Annotated in this window: 17 protein-coding genes; 7 read left to right on the forward strand and 10 right to left on the reverse strand. The window is 76.4% G+C overall.

From position 1 onward, the window contains the following. Positions 1-85 precede the first annotated feature (85 nt). Complete coding sequence (locus tag JD79_RS21805) at positions 86-1696, reverse strand: hypothetical protein (RefSeq protein ID WP_245900281.1); 1611 nt, start codon at positions 1694-1696, stop codon at positions 86-88. A 179-nt stretch (positions 1697-1875) separates the two neighbouring features. Between JD79_RS21805 and JD79_RS24090 the strand changes: the two genes are divergently transcribed. Further along, entirely contained in the window at positions 1876-2070 is a 195-nt protein-coding gene (locus JD79_RS24090) for a response regulator transcription factor (RefSeq protein ID WP_281270358.1), read from the forward strand. On the opposite strand, the gene JD79_RS21815 is transcribed toward JD79_RS24090, so the two are convergent. Further along, complete coding sequence (locus tag JD79_RS21815; RefSeq protein ID WP_110007217.1) at positions 2055-2483, reverse strand: MarR family winged helix-turn-helix transcriptional regulator; 429 nt, start codon at positions 2481-2483, stop codon at positions 2055-2057. The two genes, JD79_RS24090 and JD79_RS21815, sit on opposite strands and share 16 nt — an antisense overlap. A 62-nt stretch (positions 2484-2545) precedes the next feature. On the opposite strand from JD79_RS21815, the gene JD79_RS21820 reads away from it, so the two are divergent. Then, positions 2546-3787, forward strand: coding sequence for a GNAT family N-acetyltransferase (locus JD79_RS21820; RefSeq protein WP_110007218.1), 1242 nt, complete (start codon positions 2546-2548; stop codon positions 3785-3787). Between the two features lie 63 nt (positions 3788-3850). On the opposite strand, the gene JD79_RS21825 is transcribed toward JD79_RS21820, so the two are convergent. After that, on the reverse strand, positions 3851-4342 hold the full coding sequence (locus JD79_RS21825) for a ribose-5-phosphate isomerase (RefSeq protein ID WP_110007219.1): 492 nt from the start codon (positions 4340-4342) through the stop codon (positions 3851-3853). 25 nt (positions 4343-4367) lie between these two features. Between JD79_RS21825 and JD79_RS21830 the strand changes: the two genes are divergently transcribed. Together JD79_RS21830 and JD79_RS21835 are read left to right on the forward strand one after the other, a co-directional pair. Continuing rightward, positions 4368-5036 carry a DUF429 domain-containing protein gene (locus JD79_RS21830; protein WP_110007220.1) on the forward strand — a complete coding sequence of 223 codons (669 nt, stop codon included), beginning with the start codon at positions 4368-4370 and terminating at the stop codon, positions 5034-5036. Beyond that, entirely contained in the window at positions 5033-5794 is a 762-nt protein-coding gene (locus tag JD79_RS21835; protein ID WP_245900283.1) for an MBL fold metallo-hydrolase, read from the forward strand. Before JD79_RS21830 ends, JD79_RS21835 begins: the two co-directional genes overlap by 4 nt. A 12-nt stretch (positions 5795-5806) precedes the next feature. Here JD79_RS21835 and JD79_RS21840 read toward each other — a convergent pair whose 3' ends face one another. Further along, positions 5807-6562, reverse strand: a complete 756-nt coding sequence (locus tag JD79_RS21840; RefSeq protein WP_110007221.1) for an SDR family oxidoreductase — start codon at positions 6560-6562, stop codon at positions 5807-5809. Positions 6563-6738: 176 nt separating this feature from the next. Beyond that, positions 6739-7401, reverse strand: a complete 663-nt coding sequence (locus tag JD79_RS21845; RefSeq protein WP_110007222.1) for a mycothiol-dependent nitroreductase Rv2466c family protein — start codon at positions 7399-7401, stop codon at positions 6739-6741. Between the two features lie 132 nt (positions 7402-7533). Here JD79_RS21845 and pepN point away from each other — a divergent pair, with 132 nt between their 5' ends. Then, positions 7534-10086: an aminopeptidase N gene (pepN, locus tag JD79_RS21850; protein ID WP_110007960.1), complete on the forward strand. Its 2553-nt coding sequence runs from the start codon at positions 7534-7536 to the stop codon at positions 10084-10086. Positions 10087-10159: 73 nt separating this feature from the next. Here the strand turns inward: pepN and JD79_RS21855 are convergent, their stop codons facing one another. The 3 genes from JD79_RS21855 to JD79_RS21865 are packed head-to-tail and all read right to left on the reverse strand — an operon-like array spanning position 10160 to position 12510. Further along, positions 10160-10609, reverse strand: coding sequence for a DUF5130 family protein (locus JD79_RS21855; RefSeq protein WP_110007223.1), 450 nt, complete (start codon positions 10607-10609; stop codon positions 10160-10162). Positions 10610-10657: 48 nt separating this feature from the next. Next, positions 10658-11041 (reverse strand): aa3-type cytochrome oxidase subunit CtaJ, encoded by a 384-nt coding sequence (gene ctaJ, locus JD79_RS21860; RefSeq protein ID WP_110007224.1) that lies wholly within the window; start codon positions 11039-11041, stop codon positions 10658-10660. 29 nt (positions 11042-11070) lie between these two features. Beyond that, complete coding sequence (locus tag JD79_RS21865; protein ID WP_110007225.1) at positions 11071-12510, reverse strand: amidase; 1440 nt, start codon at positions 12508-12510, stop codon at positions 11071-11073. Positions 12511-12548: 38 nt separating this feature from the next. Here JD79_RS21865 and kynU point away from each other — a divergent pair, with 38 nt between their 5' ends. Beyond that, positions 12549-13802 carry a kynureninase gene (gene kynU, locus JD79_RS21870; protein ID WP_110007226.1) on the forward strand — a complete coding sequence of 418 codons (1254 nt, stop codon included), beginning with the start codon at positions 12549-12551 and terminating at the stop codon, positions 13800-13802. Positions 13803-13836: 34 nt separating this feature from the next. Here the strand turns inward: kynU and JD79_RS21875 are convergent, their stop codons facing one another. Together JD79_RS21875 and JD79_RS21880 are read right to left on the reverse strand one after the other, a co-directional pair. After that, entirely contained in the window at positions 13837-14700 is an 864-nt protein-coding gene (locus JD79_RS21875; protein ID WP_110007227.1) for an SCO6745 family protein, read from the reverse strand. 82 nt (positions 14701-14782) lie between these two features. Then, entirely contained in the window at positions 14783-15310 is a 528-nt protein-coding gene (locus JD79_RS21880) for an HNH endonuclease (protein ID WP_245900284.1), read from the reverse strand. Positions 15311-15512: 202 nt separating this feature from the next. Between JD79_RS21880 and JD79_RS21885 the strand changes: the two genes are divergently transcribed. Continuing rightward, positions 15513-17600, forward strand: coding sequence for a prolyl oligopeptidase family serine peptidase (locus tag JD79_RS21885; protein ID WP_110007961.1), 2088 nt, complete (start codon positions 15513-15515; stop codon positions 17598-17600). Positions 17601-17634 lie beyond the last annotated feature (34 nt).

Consider the following 17634-nt stretch of genomic DNA (forward strand, 5'->3'; position numbering starts at 1 on the left):
ACCACCTCTCCTCGTCGGCTCCCCGTCGGCGGGCGTCAGTCCACCACGCGGCACCGACGGAACGGGAGTCCCCGACGGCGGGGTGCTACTGGTAGCTGATCAGCTGGGGACGCGGCGAGACCTGCGCGATCGTCTCCTCCGGCGTGAGCATCGGCAGGTCCTCGTCGTAGAAGTTCTTCCAGCCCCAGGCGAGCCCCTCCGGGCCGATCCCGTGCAGCACCCGCCACGTGTCCTGCTTGGCTCCCTGACCTCCCTGGCCGTCGGCGTGCACCATGACCGCGACCTCGTCACGGGACAGGTCCACCTGCTCGCGGCCGGGGATCATGTCGACGCGGAACTGGTGCAGCACCAGCAGCTTCTGCGGCAGCCGGTTCTCGCGGGTCAGGTCGGCCAGCCAGGTCACCACCCGGTTGACCTCCTCGACGCCCACCGAGCCGATCTGGGTGAGGTGCACCTGGTTCGGCGTCAGCCGCCACTCCGGGTCCAGCGCCAGCCCGACGTACGGCAGCTCCAGGAGCTCGCGGTAGCGCTCGGCCTGGGTCACGAAGTCGGTGCGGCCCGGCTGCAGGTCCAGGACGACGTAGAGACCGGCCGCGCCCGCGGTCTCCACCCACGGCCGGAGCTGCTCGATCGGCGCCTCGTAGGAGTAGTCGTTCTCCTCGGTCGGGAACTCCGAGGCGACCGTCGCGATGATCTCGAAGGCCGGGACGACGGTGGCGTCGGGGACCAGCGCCTCGTAGGGCGCGGCGGTGTCGCGGGCCCGCTGGACGGCGGCGTCGGCGTCCTGCTCCCCCAGGACGCCGAGCGAGCCGGTGCCCGGGTGCCCGTAGAGGGCGACCATGAAGTGCTGCGGGAAGAGCGTCTGCCCGCCGCCGGGCAGCTGCGTGCCGGTGGCGGCGGTCTCGACCTTCCAGTCCAGGCCGTCCTCGGCGCCGAAGCCGGTCCCGAGCGCGACGACGGTCTCCGCTCCGGACACGGCGTCGACGGCGTCGGCGGAGGCGCGCGGGTCGGTCTGCCCGCCGGTCACCGACACGCTCGCGCCGGCGGCCCGGGCGGTGGCGACGCCGGCCAGCGACTCGGCGGTGCCGGAGGCGAGGACCACCGTGGAATCCAGCGGCTCGGCACGGGTCACCGACGGCAGCTCCCCGTCGGCCTGGCCCTCGGCCGGCTCGGCGTCCTCGGGGCGCAGCGCGGCGGGCGCGTCGGGGTCGAGCGCCGCGACGGCGGCCGCGTCACCGTCGGCCGGCACGGGCTCGGCGTCGGCGAGGTCCAGCCCGGTGGCGGCGGAGACGGCCTCGGCGCTGGCCGGGACGGCGACGACCTCGGCCTCGCCGGGCGCGGAGTCGGCGCCCACGGCGAGGACGGTCCGCGCGCCCAGCCGGTCGAGCTCCTCGGCGACGGCGTCGTCGGACCCCTCGCCCTCCGGGTCGAGCAGCAGCGGCACGCCCAGGCCGACGGCGGCCGAGGCGCCCAGCAGCGTGGCCGCGCGGTCGCCGTCCGGCGCGACGACGACCACGCCGGCCTCGTCGAACAGCGCGCGGCTGGCGCTGACGGCGGAGGCCACGGGCTCGGCGTCGGCCACGAGGGTCAGCCGCTGGTCGGGCGCGGACGTCGCCACCGCCGCCGCCTCGCCGTCCTCGTCTCCCCCGGCCGCCGAGGACGTGCAGCCGGCGGCCAGGAGGAGGGCACTGAGCACGACCGGCACCGCCCTGGGACGCATGGGGACCTCCGTCCGCCGGGCACGTGGCCGCGCGGGGGCGCGGCGCCGTCGGCACGCTCCGGCAGGCTCCGACAGTAGCCAGGACCCTGGGCAACGGCGCTCCGCGACCGGGAGCATCGGGTCCGCGGCGCCGCGCCGACGACCCCGTCCGCCGGCTGACCCCGCGGGAGCGGGAGGTGCTCGGGCCGATCGCCGAGGGGCACTCCGACACCGCGATCGCCCGGCAGCTCGTGGTCACCCCCGGCGCCGTGGAGAAGCACACCCGGCGGATCTTCGCCGAGCCCGGCCTCGCACCCGACGAGGAGCGCAACAGCCGGGTCATGGCGACGCCGGCCTACCTGCGGGGCTGACCGGGGGCCTCCCGCTCGAGGTTCGCCACCATCCGGGCCAGGCCGGCGACGGTCGCCGCGTACTCCTCGGCCGACAGCCCCTCGGCGACGCGGCGGCGGAACGCGGCGACCGCGCCCGCCAGCCGGCCGTGCGCCGCCCGGCCGTCGGAGGTCAGCGCGAGCCGACCCGCGCCCTCCTCCACCCAGCCGCGGGCGGCGAGGTCGGCGACGACGCCGTCGACCCGGCCCGGCGTCGCGAACGACGTGAGGGCGGTGGCGAGCTCCCGGCGCGTCGACGGGCCGGAGGCGAGGGAGTCGAGCACCTGCCAGTGCCGGCGGGAGAGCCCCTCGGCCGCGACGACGTCGTCGAGGCCCCGCTCGAGCAGCTCGTCGAGCCGCTTGACCCACCACCCGACCGGCCGCTGCTGCTGCACCCCGGGATGCTCGCACCGGAACGCGGTCGCGGGCCGTCGTCCCCTCCCGGTAGACAGCGGGGGTGACCGATCCCGCTGACCTCCGCCCCGTCACCACCGAGGAGTGGCCGGCCTTCAGCCGGGCGATGCTCGAGGTCTTCGGCGACGAGCCGGTCGGGGACTTCACCGAGACCCCGCCGCCGGTGGCCGAGCTCGACCGCTCCCTGGGCCTGTGGGCCGACGACGGCCGGGTGGCCGCCACGGCCGGCATCTACAGCCGGCAGCTCACCGTGCCCGGCGCCGTCGTGCCGTGCGCGGGCGTCACCTGGGTGACCGTCTCCCCCACGCACCGCCGCCGCGGCGTGCTCACCGCGGTCATGCGGCGCCAGCTCACCGAGCTGCACGAGCGGGGCGGTGAGCCGCTGGCCGGGCTCTGGGCCTCCGAGGGCGGCATCTACGGCCGGTTCGGGTACGCGGTGGCGACCCAGCGGGGCAACCTGCGCGGCCGCACGCGGGAGATGTCCTTCCGTCCCGACGTCGACCTCGGCACGGGCGCGGTGGCGCCGGTCGACGCCGACGCCTACCGGGCCGGCGCCGCGCGGGTGCACGAGGCGCTGCGCCGCTGGGTCCCCGGGAACATGGAGCGCGACGAGCGCTGGTGGGGCCGGCTGCTGCGCGACCCCGCCGAGCACCGCCACGGCGCGAGCGCGCGCCGGTTCCTCCTGCACCGCGAGGCCGACGGGGAGGTGAGCGGGTACGCCGCCTTCCGCGTGCGGTCGCGCTGGACCGACGACGAGCAGCCCGACGGCACCGTCGTCGTCGACGAGGTGCGGGCCCGCAGCACGCCCGCCTACGCGGCGCTGTGGCGGTACCTGCTCGACCTCGACCTGGTGCGGTCGGTGGAGGCCGGCCACGCCCCGGCCGAGGACCCGCTGCGCCACCTGCTGGCCGACCCGCGGGCGCTGCACGCCCGGCCGCTGGACGGGCTGTGGCTGCGGCTGGTCGACGTGGGCCGGGCGCTCGCGGCCCGCCGCTACCCCGCGCCGATCGACATGGTGCTCGAGGTGCGCGACCGGTTCTGCCCCTGGAACGACGGGCGCTGGTGGCTGCGCGGGCACCCGGCCGGCGCCTTCTGCGCCCCCACCGACGGCGACCCCGACCTGGTGGTCGACGTCGAGGCGCTGGCCGCGGCCTACCTCGGCGGCGTCTCGCTGGGCACGCTGCAGGCGGCCGGCCGGGTCACCGAGGTGAGCCCCGGCGCGGTCACCCAGGCGGCGACGGCGTTCTCGTGGCCGGTGAGCCCGTACTGCCCCGACCAGTTCTAGAAGGACCCCGTCCTCCCCACCCTTCGCGAGCTCAGGGCGGGACCCGGGACGGGGCCGAGGGCCTCACACCACGTCGCCGCGGGTGGGCAGGCCGCCGGCGGGACGGTGCCGGTTCTGCTCGTAGTCGTGGATCAGGCCGATCCGGCGGACGTGCCGCTCCTCCCCGCTCCACGGGGAGGCGAGGAAGTGCAGCACCAGCTCGGTGGCCTCCTCGATCGAGTGCTGGCGCGCGCCGATGGCGCACACGTTCGCGTCGTTGTGCGCCCGCGCGAGCTCGGCGGTGTCGCGGTTCCACACCAGGGCGGCGCGGACGCCGGGCACCTTGTTGGCCGCGATCTGCTCGCCGTTGCCCGACCCGCCGATGACCACGCCGAGGCTGCCCGGCTCGACGACCACCCGCTCGCCGACCTCGAAGCAGAACGGCGGGTAGTCGTCCTGCGGGTCGTACTCGTGGGCGCCGCAGTCGACCGGCTCGTGCCCGGCCTCGGCGAGCGCCTGCTTGAGGTGCTCCTTGAAGTCGAGTCCGGCGTGGTCGGTGCCGACGAAGACGCGCATGGCCCGAGTCTGTCAGGGTCGGCACGTGGCGGTGCTCGGGGTCGACGGCTGGCGCGGCGCCTGGGCCGGGGCGCTCCTGCAGGGCCGCGCGGTGACCCTCCTGGCGCTGGGCGACGTCGCCGCCGTCCTCGCCGTGCCGGACGTCGCCCTGGTCGGCATCGACATGCCGATCGGGCTGTCCGACGACGGGGTGCGGGCCTGTGACGTCGCGGCGCGGCGCCTGCTCGGCCGGGCCGGCAGCTCGGTCTTCCCCGCCCCGGTGCGCGCGGTGCTCGGCGCCCGCGACCACGCCGACGCGCGGCGGCGGTCGGTCGAGGCCACCGGCGGCCGCTCGCTGTCGGCGCAGTCGTTCCACCTCGTCCGGTCGATCGCGGCCCTCGACGACGCGCTGGGCGACCCGCCGCGCGACGACGTCGTCGAGGTGCACCCGGAGCTGGCCTTCCGCGCGCTCGACACCCGGGTCGGCGACCCGAAGTCGAGCGCGCGCGGGCTGGCGCAGCGGATCCGCGCGCTGCAGCCGGTGATGGACGTGCTCGACGCGCTCGCCGCCGCGCCGGCCGGCCTGCCCGCCGTCGACGCGCTCGACGCCTGCGCCGCCGCGTGGTCGGCCCGGCGGGTCGCCGACGGCCGGGCGGAGTGCGTGGGCGACGGCGCCCGCGACGCCCGCGGCCGGCCGATGCGGATCTGCTGGTGACCTTCGCGGAGGTCGTCGACGGCGTGTTCGTCCGGCGGCACGAGTCCCTCGACCTCAACTGCGGGCTCGTGGTGGGCGACGGCGCCTGCCTCGTCGTCGACACCCGGTCGCACCCGGGCGAGGCCGCCGACCTCGTCGCGGCCGTCCGCCGGGTGACCCCCCACCCGTGGACCGTCGTCGACACCCACGCCCACTACGACCACTGCTTCGGCAACGCCGCCTTCCGCCCGGCGACGATCTGGGGATCGCGCGGCTGCGCGGCCGACCTGCTGGCCACCGGCGAGGCGCAGCGCGCCGCCCGGGTGGCCGAGCTGCTCGCCGAGGGGGACGCCGAGGGTGCGGAGCAGGTCCGGCGGGCGCCGCTGGACCCGCCGGACGCGCTGGTCGACGACGTCGCCGTCCTGGACGTCGGCGGGGTCGAGGTGGTGCTGCGGTTCCTCGGCCGCGGGCACACCGGGCACGACCTCGTGGTGGAGGTCGAGGACGGAGTGGTCTTCGCCGGCGACCTGGTCGAGGAGGGCGCCCCGCCGGCGTTCGACGACGCCTTCCCGGTGGAGTGGCCGGCGACGCTCGGGCGGCTGCACGCGATGGCCCGCGGGCCGGTGGTCCCCGGCCACGGCGCGGTCGTGGACGCCGCGTTCGTGGGCGCCCAGCGCGAGGAGCTGCTGGCGGTGCTGGCGGCCCTGCGCGCCGGCCGGCTCGACCGCGGCCCCTACCCCGAGGCGACGATGCGGACGGCCGCCTCGCGGCTGGGGTGAGGCGACGCGACCTCAGGTGAGGCGGCGCAGGACGGGCAGCGGCAGCACCCGCAGCAGCGCCGACACCGGCCGCCACGGCCACTCGGGCACGTAGGCCCGGACCGGCTCGCGCTCGATCGCGGCGACGAGGGCGTCGACGCCGGTGTCGAGGTCGACGGTGAACGGGCCGCGGCGGCCGACGTTGATGGCGGTCTCGATGTAGCCGGGCAGCACGGTGGTGACCCGGATGCCGCTGCCGAGCAGGTCGGAGCGGATGCCCTCGGCCAGGGCGTTGAGCGCGGCCTTGCTCGCGCTGTAGGCGGTGCGGCTGCCGGTCATCCCGCGGACCGAGGCCACCGAGCTGATCAACACGAGGTGGCCGGAGCCCTGCGCGCGGAACAGCTCGACGGCGGCCTCGCACTGCGCGTGGGTGCCGAGCACGTTGGTGGCGAGCACCGCCCGGTTGGCCGCGGCGGCGCCGGTGCCGATCGAGGAGCCGTTGCCGATGCCGGCGTTGGCGACGAACCGGTCGATGCCGCCGAGCTCCGCGGCCAGCGCCGGGACGCCCTCGGCCACCGCCTGCGGGTCGTCGACGTCGAGCGCGGCGGTGACCACGCGGATGCCGGGGTGGGCGGCGAGCAGCTCGTCGCGGAGCTCCTCGAGCAGGGCGGTGCGGCGGGCGGCGAGGGCGAGGTCACGGCCGCGCGCGGCGAAGCGGCGGGCCATGCCCTCGCCGAGGCCGGAGCTGGCGCCGGTGATCAGGATGCGCTGGCGGACGGGACGCGGCACGCGACCAGCATGCCGCGCCCGTCCGGCCCCGCTGCAGGGGCCCGCCGCGAGCCCGGTGACGTGCTGGAACGGCCCCCTTGCAGGGTCCCGCCGCGAGCCCGGTGACGTGCTGGAACGGCCCCCTTGCAGGGTCCCGCCGCGAGCGCGCGAGTGGCGGGGGGCAAGGGGGTCCTTCGTCAGCGGCGGGTGAGCTCGAGGGCGTCGGCGGGCACCGAGTCCATGTCGGGGCCGGACGTGCGGGTCCGCTTGAGCTCCCAGAAGTCGGGCAGGTTGGCGAGCAGGACGGCGCCGTCGAAGGCCTTCCCGGCGTCCTCGCCGGTGGGCACCCTGCTGATGACCGGCCCGAAGAAGGCGACGCCGTCGATGTGCATCACCGGGGTGCCGACGTCGTCGCCGACGGGGTCCATGCCGGCGTGGTGGCTCTTCTCCAGCGCCTCGTCGTACTCGGTGGAGCCGGCGGCCTCGGCCAGCTCCGCGGGCAGGCCGACCCTCTCCAGCGCCGGGGCGATGATCTCGTCGAGCTCGAGCTCCTCGTGGTGCCGCAACGTGCCCATGGCGGTGTAGAGGTCGCCGAGGACCTCGTCGCCGTGCTTCTCGGCGGCGGCGATCGCGACCCGGACCGGCCCGATCGCCTTGGTCATCATCTCCTGGTACCCGGCCGGCAGGTCGCGGCCGCGGTTGAGCACGGCCAGGGACATGACGTGCCAGTGCAGGTCGATGTCGCGCACCTTGGCCGCCTCGAGCACCCAGCGGCTGGTCAGCCACGCCCAGGGGCACAGCGGGTCGAACCAGAAGTCCACCCGGGCCCTCGCCGGAGAGCTCTGCACTGCCTCGGTCATCCGTCGTCCCTCTCGTCGTCGTCGCAGCCGGCCCGTGCGGCACCGGCTCCTGCGGCTGCCAAGCACGTGGCGGGGCCGCTTGTTCCCCCGTCCCCGGCGGGCGTGTCGGCCGTCCGTGGGAAGCTGCCCGGCGTGGCCGTACCCAACCTGACCCGCGACGACGCCGCCGCGCGCGCCCGCCTGCTGGCCGTCGACAGCTACGACCTGCAGTTCGACCTCACCGACGGGAACGGGCACCCGGGCGCCGGGACCTTCCGCTCCACGACGACGGTGCGCTTCACCTGCCGCGAGCCCGGCGCCGCGTCGTTCATCGACCTGGTCGCCGAGACCGTCCGGTCGGCCACGCTCAACGGGGTCGAGCTCGACGTCTCCACCTACACCGAGGAGGGCGGCCTGCCGCTGCCCGACCTCGCCGCCGACAACACCCTCGTCGTCGACGCCGACTGCCGGTACTCCAACTCCGGTGAGGGCCTGCACCGCTTCGAGGACCCCGAGGACGGGCAGGTCTACCTCTACACGCACTTCGAGCCGGCCGAGGCCAAGCGCGTGTTCACCTGCTTCGACCAGCCCAACCTCAAGGGCACCTACGAGGTGCACGTCGTCGCGCCGTTCGACTGGCAGGTCGTCTCCAACACCGGCGGGCGCACCATCGAGGCGGGCCCGAACGGCTCCCAGCTGGTGCACTTCGAGCCGACCAAGCGGCTGTCGACCTACCTCGTCGCGCTGATCGCGGGGCCCTACGCCCGGGTGACCGACGCCTACGAGGACATCCCGCTGGGGCTCTACTGCCGCGCCTCGCTGGCCGAGCACCTCGACCCCGAGGAGCTCTTCCGGGTCACCAAGCAGGGCTTCGAGTTCTACCACCGGGTGTTCGACTACCCGTACCCGTTCGACAAGTACGACCAGCTGTTCGTGCCCGAGTTCAACGCCGGCGCGATGGAGAACGCCGGCGCGGTCACGGTGCTGGAGGACTACGTCTTCCGGTCGCGCACGAGCCGGGCCCGCTACGAGCGGCGCGCCGAGACGGTGCTGCACGAGCTGGCGCACATGTGGTTCGGCGACCTCGTGACCATGCGCTGGTGGGACGACCTGTGGCTCAACGAGTCCTTCGCCACCTACATCTCCACCCTGTGCCAGGCCGAGGCCACCGAGTACACGACCGCGTGGACGACGTTCGCCAACGCCGAGAAGGCCTGGGCCTACGCGCAGGACCAGCTGCCCTCGACCCACCCGATCGCCGCGGACATGGTCGACGTCGCCGCCGTCGAGGTGAACTTCGACGGGATCACCTACGCCAAGGGCGCCTCGGTGCTCAAGCAGCTGGTGGCCTACGTCGGGCGCGAGGAGTTCCTCGCCGGCATCCGGAAGTACTTCCGCGACCACGAGTTCGGCAACACCACGCTGGCCGACCTGCTCGACCCGCTGTCGGAGGCCACCGGCCGCGACCTCACCGCGTGGTCGGCGCAGTGGCTGGAGACCAGCCAGGTCAACACCCTGCGCCCGGTCTTCGAGCTCACCGACGACGGGCGCTACGCCTCGTTCGCCATCGAGCAGACCGCCGTCCCCGAGCACCCCGTGCTCCGCCGTCACCGGCTGGCCGTGGGCCTCTACGACCGCGGACCCGACGGGCTGACCCGCACCACCCGCGTGGAGCTCGACGTCGACGGCGCCCGCACCGAGGTGGCCGACCTGGTGGGGCACCCGGCGGCCGACCTGGTGCTGGTCAACGACGACGACCTCACCTACGCCAAGCTGCGCCTCGACGAGCGCTCGCTGACCACGCTGCGCGAGGCGATCGGCACCGTCCCCGACCCGCTGGCCCGCGCGCTGTGCTGGGCGGCGGCCTGGGACATGACCCGCGACGCCGAGCTGCCCGCCCGCGAGTGGGTGCAGCTGGTGCTCACCGGCATCGACGCCGAGACCGAGACCAGCGTCGTGCAGTCGCTCCTGGCGCGCGTGCAGTCGGCGCTGACCTCCTACGCCGACCCGCAGTGGGCCGAGACCGGCTGGGCGGCGCTGGCCGACAAGGCCGTGCAGGCGCTGGAGTCGGCCGACCCGGGCAGCGACGAGCAGCTGCAGTGGTCGCGGACGCTGGCCTCGGCCGCGCGCACCGAGGAGCACGCGGCGGTGCTGCGCGGGCTGCTCGACGGCTCGCGGACGGTCGAGGGGCTGGCCGTCGACGCCGACGCCCGGTGGGCCTTCCTCAACGGCCTGGTCGCCATCGGCGCGGCGGGGGACGCCGAGATCGACGCCGAGGCCGGGCGCGACGCCACCGCCACCGGGGTCCGCCGGGCCGCCACCGCGCGGGCGCTGCGCCCGACGGCCGAGGCCAAGGCGGAGGCCTGGCAGCGCGCCTTCCACGACCCCGACGTGCCCAACGCCGTCCACGAGGCGCTGGTGGCCGGCTTCTGGCACCCCGCCCAGCGGGAGGTCACCGCCGAGTACGTCGAGCGGTACTTCGCCGAGATCGGCCCGATGTGGGACCGCCGGCCCGGCGAGATCGCGAAGAACGCCGTGCAGTACCTGTTCCCGCCGGTGGTCGAGGAGCGGACGCTGCAGGCCGCCGACACGTGGCTGGGCCAGGAGGGGCACCCCGCTCCGCTGCACCGGCTGGTCTCCGAGGGCCGCGACGGCATCGCCCGCGCGCTGCGCGCCCGCCGGCGGGACGCCGCCGAGAACGGCTGACCCGCAGTACACGAGAGGCCCAGGACCCGGCGGGTCCTGGGCCTCTCGGGTGACCGGAGGTGTGCGCGGCCGCTCAGTGCCGCGCGGTGCGCGGGTGGCCGGCCTGGTCCGACAGCTGCCGCAGGCCGTTGACGATGCCCCCCACGAGGTCGCCCGCGGCGAAGGAGTTGGTCATCGACAGCACCGCGAGCGCGCAGGCGCGGTCGGGCAGGCGGCGGGCGGCCGAGGCCCCGGTGACCACCTCGATGACCCGCTGGCCCGGGGAGACGGCCAGCAGCACCGAGTCGAGCGGGTCGCCACCGCGGGCGTGCAGCTCCTCGGCGCGGATGCGGGTCTTGGGCCCGAGGTCGCCGATGTAGAGCGTGAACCGCAGGCCGGTCTCGCGCGAGGACATGGTCAGCGCCTCGTCGAGCCGCGCCAGCTCGCGGTAGCTGAAGATCGTGTCGTAGCCCTGGTCGGCCCGGTTCGGCGCGGTGTCGACCGTCCCGGTGTCGTGGGCGTCGGCATCCAGCACGCGGGTCATCGCCGGCCTCCTGATGGGGTCGAGGGGAGGGAGAGTGTCACGCCGGGGTCACCAGGTCCCGCGGGCGCCGCCGAGCGGACCGGCCGCCGCGGGCGCCGGCGCACCGGCCGAGCCGGCGGTGGAGCCGTGCGAGCCGGCGATGACGCTGGAGCCGACGGTGGCCGGGCCGTGGCCGTCGCCCGACCCGATGGCCGCGGTCTCGCCGTAGAGCGAGGAGCCGACGGCCTGCGTGTCGCCCTCGCCCGCGGCGTGCGTCGGGGCGTTGGCCGGCTGGGGCTCGTACCAGACCGGCTCGTGCTCCCAGGGCTGCCCCGGCTTGTAGCGGAGGCCCTGGCGCTTGCGGCCGCCGGGCAGGTAGGTCACCGCCCAGAAGAAGACGTACACCGCCAGCGGGGCCACGACAAAGACGAGCAGGGTCTCGACCACGGTCACGCCGGGAATCTACCGCCCGCGGTCGACGGTCATGCGTCGGCGTGCCAGCCCGGCGGGTGTCGGTGCGCCCACGGCCGGGCCTCCTCCAGCTGGGCCGACAGCGCGATCAGGGTGGCCTCGTCCGCGGGTCGCCCGACGAGCATGGTGCCGATCGGCAGGCCGTCGCCGGTCCAGTGGAGGGGCACGCTGACGGCGGGCTGGCCGGTCACGTTGTAGAGCGCGGGGAAGGCGGCGTAGCGCACCTGCCGTGCGAAGTCCGCGGCGCCGTCGCCGTCGGCGTCGAACCAGCCCAGCGGCCGCGGCGTCATCGTCGTCACCGGGGCGAGCAGGACGTCGAAGGCGTCGGTGGCCCGCACGTACCGGCGGGAGAAGACGCGGAGGGCGTTCAGCGCCTCCATCGCCGCCTGCGCCGAGAGCGCCAGCCCGCGGGCCCGCAGCTCCCGGGTGAGGGGCCGCAGCTCTCCTCCCCGGCCCGGCGGCACCACCAGGGTCGCGCCCGACAGCGACCACACCCGCTCGAAGAGGCCCAGGAGGTCGGGAGGGAGCAGGCCGCCCGGGACGTCGGCCACCTCGTGCCCGAGCGACTCGAGCAGCCGGGCGGCGTCGTCGAGGGCGGTGGCCACCTCCGGCTCCAGCCCGACGCCCGGCACCGGGAACTCCAGCGCCCGGCCGATCCGCAGCCGGCCGGCCGGCCGGTCGGCGCAGCCGAGGAACGTCTCCCCGGGCGGGAGGGGCGGCGCCCAGGTCGTGTCGCCGAGGACCGGACCGGCCATCGCGTCGAGCATCGCGGCGGCGTCGCGGACGGTGCGGGCCAGCGGGCCGTTGGTGCCCAGGCCGGTGACGTCGCTGCCCAGCGGCGCGTTGCTCACCCGGCCGCGGGTGGGCTTGATGCCGAACAGGCCGTTGACGCTCGCCGGGATGCGGATCGACCCGCCGCCGTCGCTGCCCTGCGCGAACGGCAGCATCCCGGCGGCGACCGCCACGGCCGCGCCGCCGCTGGAGCCGCCGGCCAGGCGCGTGCGGTCCCACGGGCAGCGGGCGGGACCGGCGACGTCGTTGTCGGTGTAGCAGGGGAAGCCGAACTCCGGGGTGTTGGTCTTGCCCACGCTGACCGTCCCGGCCGCGGCCAGCCGGGTGACGACGGCGTCGTCGAAGCCGGGCACGAAATCGGCGTACACCGCGGAGCCGAAGGTGGTGCGGACGCCGGCGGTGTTGTTGAGGTCCTTGATCGCCGTGGGCACGCCGAGCAGGGGCGGGAGGTCGCCGCCGCCCAGCACCCGCGCCTCCGCCTCGGCGGCCGCGGCCAGCGCCCGCTCGGGCGTCACGGTGACGAAGGCGCCGAGGCCGGCGTCGAGCGCCTCGACCCGGGCGAGCGCCGCCTCGACCAGCTCGACCGGGCTGACCGTCCGGTCCCGTACGGCGGCGGCCTGCTCCAGCGCGGTGAGCTCGTGCAGCTGCGTCCCGGTCACGGGCGGCGACGCTAGCCCCGCGCGGTAGACAGGTCCGTGTGGACCTGACCCGCGCCGCCGCCGAGGCGCTCGACGACGCCGACCCGCTGGCCGGGTTCCGCGACCGCTTCGCCGGCGTCGACGACGGCCTGCTCTACCTCGACGGCAACTCGCTGGGCCGCATGCCGCGCGACACCCCGGCCGCGCTCGCCCGGGTGGCCGAGCAGGAGTGGGGCCGCGGGCTGGTCGGGTCGTGGGCGTCCTGGATCGACGTCGGCACCCGGGTGGGCGACGTCATCGGCACCGGCGTGCTCGGTGCCCGGCCCGGTGAGGTGCTGCTGGCCAACACCACCACCGTCGACCTCTACGAGCTCGTGGTCGCCGCCGCCGACGCCCGCCCCGGCCGCGACGTGCTGGTCTGCTGCGCCGACGACTTCCCGACCGACCGCTACGTCGTCGCCGGGGTCGCCGCCGCCCGCGGGATGACCGTGCGCGAGGTGCCCGCCGACGTCGACGAGGGGCTCGACCCCGCCGACCTCGCCGCCGCGCTGGACGAGCGGGTCGCCGTCGTCGTGCTCTCCGCGGTCGCCTACCGCTCGGGTGCCCTGGCCGACGTCCCCGCGGTGACGGCGGCGGCGCGCGAGGCCGGCGCGCTCGTCGTCTGGGACCTCTCGCACGCCGCCGGCGCGGTGGAGCTGGACCTGGCCGCGCACGGCGTCGACCTCGCCGTCGGGTGCACCTACAAGTACCTCAACGGCGGGCCCGGGGCGCCGGCGTTCCTCTACGTGCGGCGGGAGCTGCAGGAGTCGCTGCGCCAGCCGATCTGGGGCTGGTTCGGCCAGCGCGACCAGTTCGCCATGGGGCCGGTCTACGACCCGGTGCCGGGCATCGGGCGCTTCGCCACCGGGACGCCGCCGGTGCTCGCGGCCGCCGCGGTGGAGGTCGGCGCGCGGCTGGTGGCCGAGGCGGGCATCGACCGGCTGGCCGCGAAGGGCCGGGCGCTGACCGGCCTCCTCGTCGCGCTGGCCGACGAGGAGCTGGCGCCGCACGGCGTCGCGCTGGCCAGCCCGCGCGACGCCGCCCGCCGCGGGTCGCACGTCACGCTGGCGCACCCGTCCGCCTGGCAGCTGACGCAGGCGCTGGTCGACCGCGGGGTGGTGCCGGACTTCCGCACCCCCGACCGCGTCCGCCTCGGGCCCGCGCCGCTCTACACCCGGTTCGTCGACGTCTGGGACGCCGTCGACCGCTTCCGGGCCCTGCTCGAGGACGGCGGCTGGACCGCCTTCCCCGAGGAGCGCGCCCGCGTCACCTGAGGAGGGCGGGGACGGCGGTCCCTGCCGCTCGGGGTCAGGAGACCTCGGGCGGGACGCCGATGGGGTTGCGGTCGGGGAAGAGCCCGGCGGTGACGACGGCGCGGCGCACGGGCACCAGCAGCTCGGCGAGGCGGTCGCAGCGGGGGTCCCCGAGCGCCCGCCACGGACCCAGCGCCAGCCGGTCGGTGTCGGCCTCGATCGCGGTGACCATCGCCAGGCCCTCCGCCGACAGCTCGTCCCCGTCGAGCCAGCCGCGCCCGGCGAGCTGCTCGGCCGCGGCCGCCCACGCGTCGTCGTCCCACCCGCGGGCCTTCTGCAGCCACTCGCGGTCCACCCGGCCCGCCGCGGCCACCAGCACGTGCGCGCCGACGCCGGAGACCTCGCGGCCGACGAGCGCCACGGTGTGCCCGTCGCCGCGGTGCTCGCGCAGGGTCGTGAGCGACTGCCACAGCGCCAGGTGAGGCTCGTCGGGCACGCCCACGGCCGCGTTCGCCGCGGCCAGCGGACGGCCGGGCAGGTCGACCGCCTCGGCCGCGATCCGCGCCAGCCCGGCCGCCTCCGCCGCCTCGGCCGAGGTCGCCCACTCCCCCAGAACCCGGCGGACCGTCGCGTCGACGCCGGCCAGCCGGGCCGCCAGCGCCTCCTCCGGCGTGACCGCCGACCACACCGCGGGCACCCGGCGGGCCACGAACGACGGCGCGAAGTTCACGAAGGTCGCCGTCACGACCTCCGGGCCCACCGGCCCGAGCGGCGCCGCGCGCATCGCGAAGTACGCCGACCAGAAGCCGGTCAGCCCGGCGGCCTCCGCGGCGGCCCGCGACTCGTCGGAGAAGTACGTGACCGCGTGGTAGGGCTCGGCCAGCGCCCACAGCCGCCGAGCGGTGCCCGCAGAGGTCATGGGGTGGCCCTCCGGTGACTCGTCGGCCCCGTCCAGGGGCCCGCCCTGCGGGAGCGAGGGGTGGGGAGGACGGGGTCCTTCCTCACGCGGACACGCTCTCGGGCACGCCCAGCCACTCGCGCCAGCGCGGGTCGACGGTGCGCGCACCCAGCAGACGCCAGGCCGCGCCGCTCGGTGTGCGCGGCGGGTTCGGCAGCTGCCAGCCGAGCTCGGCCAGCGAGCGGTCGGCCTTGGTGTGGTTGCACCGGCGGCAGGCGGCCACCACGTTGTCCCACGTGTGCGTGCCGCCGCGGCTGCGCGGCACCACGTGGTCGATGCTCGTCGCGGAGCTCCCGCAGTAGACGCAGGTCTGCCCGTCGCGGGTGAAGACCGCGCGGCGCGACAGCGGGACCTGCGCCGGGTAGGGCACCCGGACGTAGCGGGTCAGCCGCACGACGACGGGCACGGCGAGGCTGACCCGCTCGGCGTGGACGACCTCGGCGGAGGCGTCCACGGGCACTGCCTTCTCCGCCAGGACCAGCACGATCGCGCGGCGGCTGGACACCACGCACAGCGGCTCGTAGGTGGCGTTCAGCAGCAGGGTGGCGGCCGTCGTGCCGGACGAGGGCACGGGCAGCCGCGGGACGGGGACGGGGTCCCGCCGCGGACCTGGGTGGCCCGCCGGCGACGACCCGGACGCGGAACGCGACACGGAGCACCTCCGGAGGCCCCGGACCGCCGTACCGGGGCGGCCCGCGGGCAAGCCCATAGTGCCCTGACCAGGCCCGGTGGCGCTCGCGGGAACCCGTCGGGCCGCCGTTACGGTGGTCCGGGTGCGCTACCCCGACGCCGAGAAGCTCGACCTGGTCGAGGACCTGCACGGCCACCGCGTGGCCGACCCCTACCGCTGGCTCGAGGACGCCGGCGACCCGCGCACGCAGGCGTGGACCGCCGCCGAGGACGCGCTGGCGGCCGACGTCCTCGGCGCCCTCCCGCTGCGCGCCGACCTCGCCGCCCGGCTCGAGCGGCTCGTGCACGCCGGCGCGGTCGGCGTCCCCGTGCACCGCGGCGGCCGGGCGTTCTCCACCCGCCGCGACCCCGGCCAGGAGCACGCCGTCCTGCGGGTCCGCGAGCCCGACGGCAGCGTGCGGGTGCTGGTCGACCCGATGGCGGTCGACCCCTCCGGGACCACGACGCTCGACGCCTGGTCGCCGTCGTGGGAGGGCGACCGCCTGGCCTACCAGCTGTCCACCGGCGGCGACGAGGAGTCGCGCCTCCACGTGCTCGACGTCGCCACCGGGGAGCAGCTCGACGGGCCGGTCGACCGCTGCCGCTACTCCCCGGTCGCCTGGCTGCCCGGCGGCGAGGAGGTCTTCTACGTCCGCCGCCTCGCGCCGGACCGGGTGCCGGCCGGCGAGGAGCAGTTCCACCGCCGGGTGTGGCGCCACCGGGTCGGCACCGACCCCGACGGCGACGTCCTCGTCCACGGCGAGGGTCTCGACCCCACCAACTACTACGGCGTGCGGGTCAGCGCCGACGGCCGCTGGCTGGCGGTGTCCGCCTCCGCCGGGACGGCCCCGCGCGACGACGTCTGGCTGGCCGACCTCGCCGGCGACGGCGCGCTCGAGGAGTTCCAGGTCGGTGTCGACGCGCAGACCGCCGCCTGGGTGGCCCGCGACGGCCGGCTGTGGCTGCTCAGCGACCGCGGCACCCCGCGCTGGCGGCTGGCCGTCGCCGACCCCGCCGACCCCGCGACCTGGCCGGCCGACGCGTGGACCGACGTCGTCCCGCAGTCCGAGGACGGCGTGCTGTCCGACGTCGCGCTGGTCGACGGCGCCGACGGGTCGCTGCAGGTGCTCGCCGTCCACTCCGTCGACGCCACCGACCGGCTCTCGGTGTGGGCCGCGGACGGCTCGGGCCGGCTGGCGGAGGTCACGGGCCTCGGCGTCGGCAGCGTCTCCGGCGTGAGCGCGCCGCCGGAGGGCGGGACGACGGCGTGGGTGGGGTACACCGACCACGCGACCCCGCCGTCGGTGCTGCGCTGGGACGCCGCCGAGCCGACGGCGCTGACCGAGGACGAGCGCGCGCCCGTGGCCGGCGAGGTGCCGGAGCTGACCGTCGTCGAGACGCACGCCACCTCGCCCGACGGCACCCCGGTGCACCTGTTCGTCCTCTCGGCCACCGGCACCCCGGACACCCCCCGCCCCACCGTCCTCTACGGCTACGGCGGCTTCAACGTGGCACTGACACCGGGCTACTCGGCGCAGGCGCTGACCTGGGTCGCCGCCGGCGGCGTGTGGGCGGTGGCCAACCTGCGCGGCGGCTCCGAGCACGGCGAGGAGTGGCACCGCGCCGGCATGCGCGAGCGCAAGCAGAACGTCTTCGACGACTTCGCCGCCGCCGCCGAGCACCTGGTCGCGGAGGGCTGGACGACGCACGCGCAGCTGGCGGTGATGGGCGGGTCCAACGGCGGCCTGCTCGTGGGCGCCACCCTCACCCAGCGGCCCGACCTCGCCGCCGGCGTCGTCTGCAGCGCCCCGCTGCTGGACATGGTCCGGTACGAGCGCTTCGGCCTGGGCCGCACCTGGAACGACGAGTACGGCACCGCCGACGACCCGGTCGAGCTCGGCTGGCTGCTGGGTTACTCGCCGTACCACGCCGTCCGCGAGGGCACCGCCTACCCTGCGACGCTGTTCACGACCTTCGAGTCCGACACCCGGGTCGACCCGCTGCACGCCCGCAAGCTCGCCGCCGCCCTGCAGGCCGCCACGAGCGCCGAGGCGCCCGTCGTCCTGCGGCGCGAGACGTCGGTCGGCCACGGCGCGCGCGCGGTCAGCCGCACGGTGGGGCTGGCCGCCGACCAGCTGGCCTTCCTCGCCGCCGCCACCGGTCTGTCCGGATGGGGCGTGCCGCCCGCCTGATCGGTCGCCCCGACCTGACACCATGGAGCGTGAT

Origin of the sequence: Geodermatophilus normandii, assembly GCF_003182485.1 — a bacterium.
GTDB classification, from domain to species: domain Bacteria; phylum Actinomycetota; class Actinomycetes; order Mycobacteriales; family Geodermatophilaceae; genus Geodermatophilus; species Geodermatophilus normandii.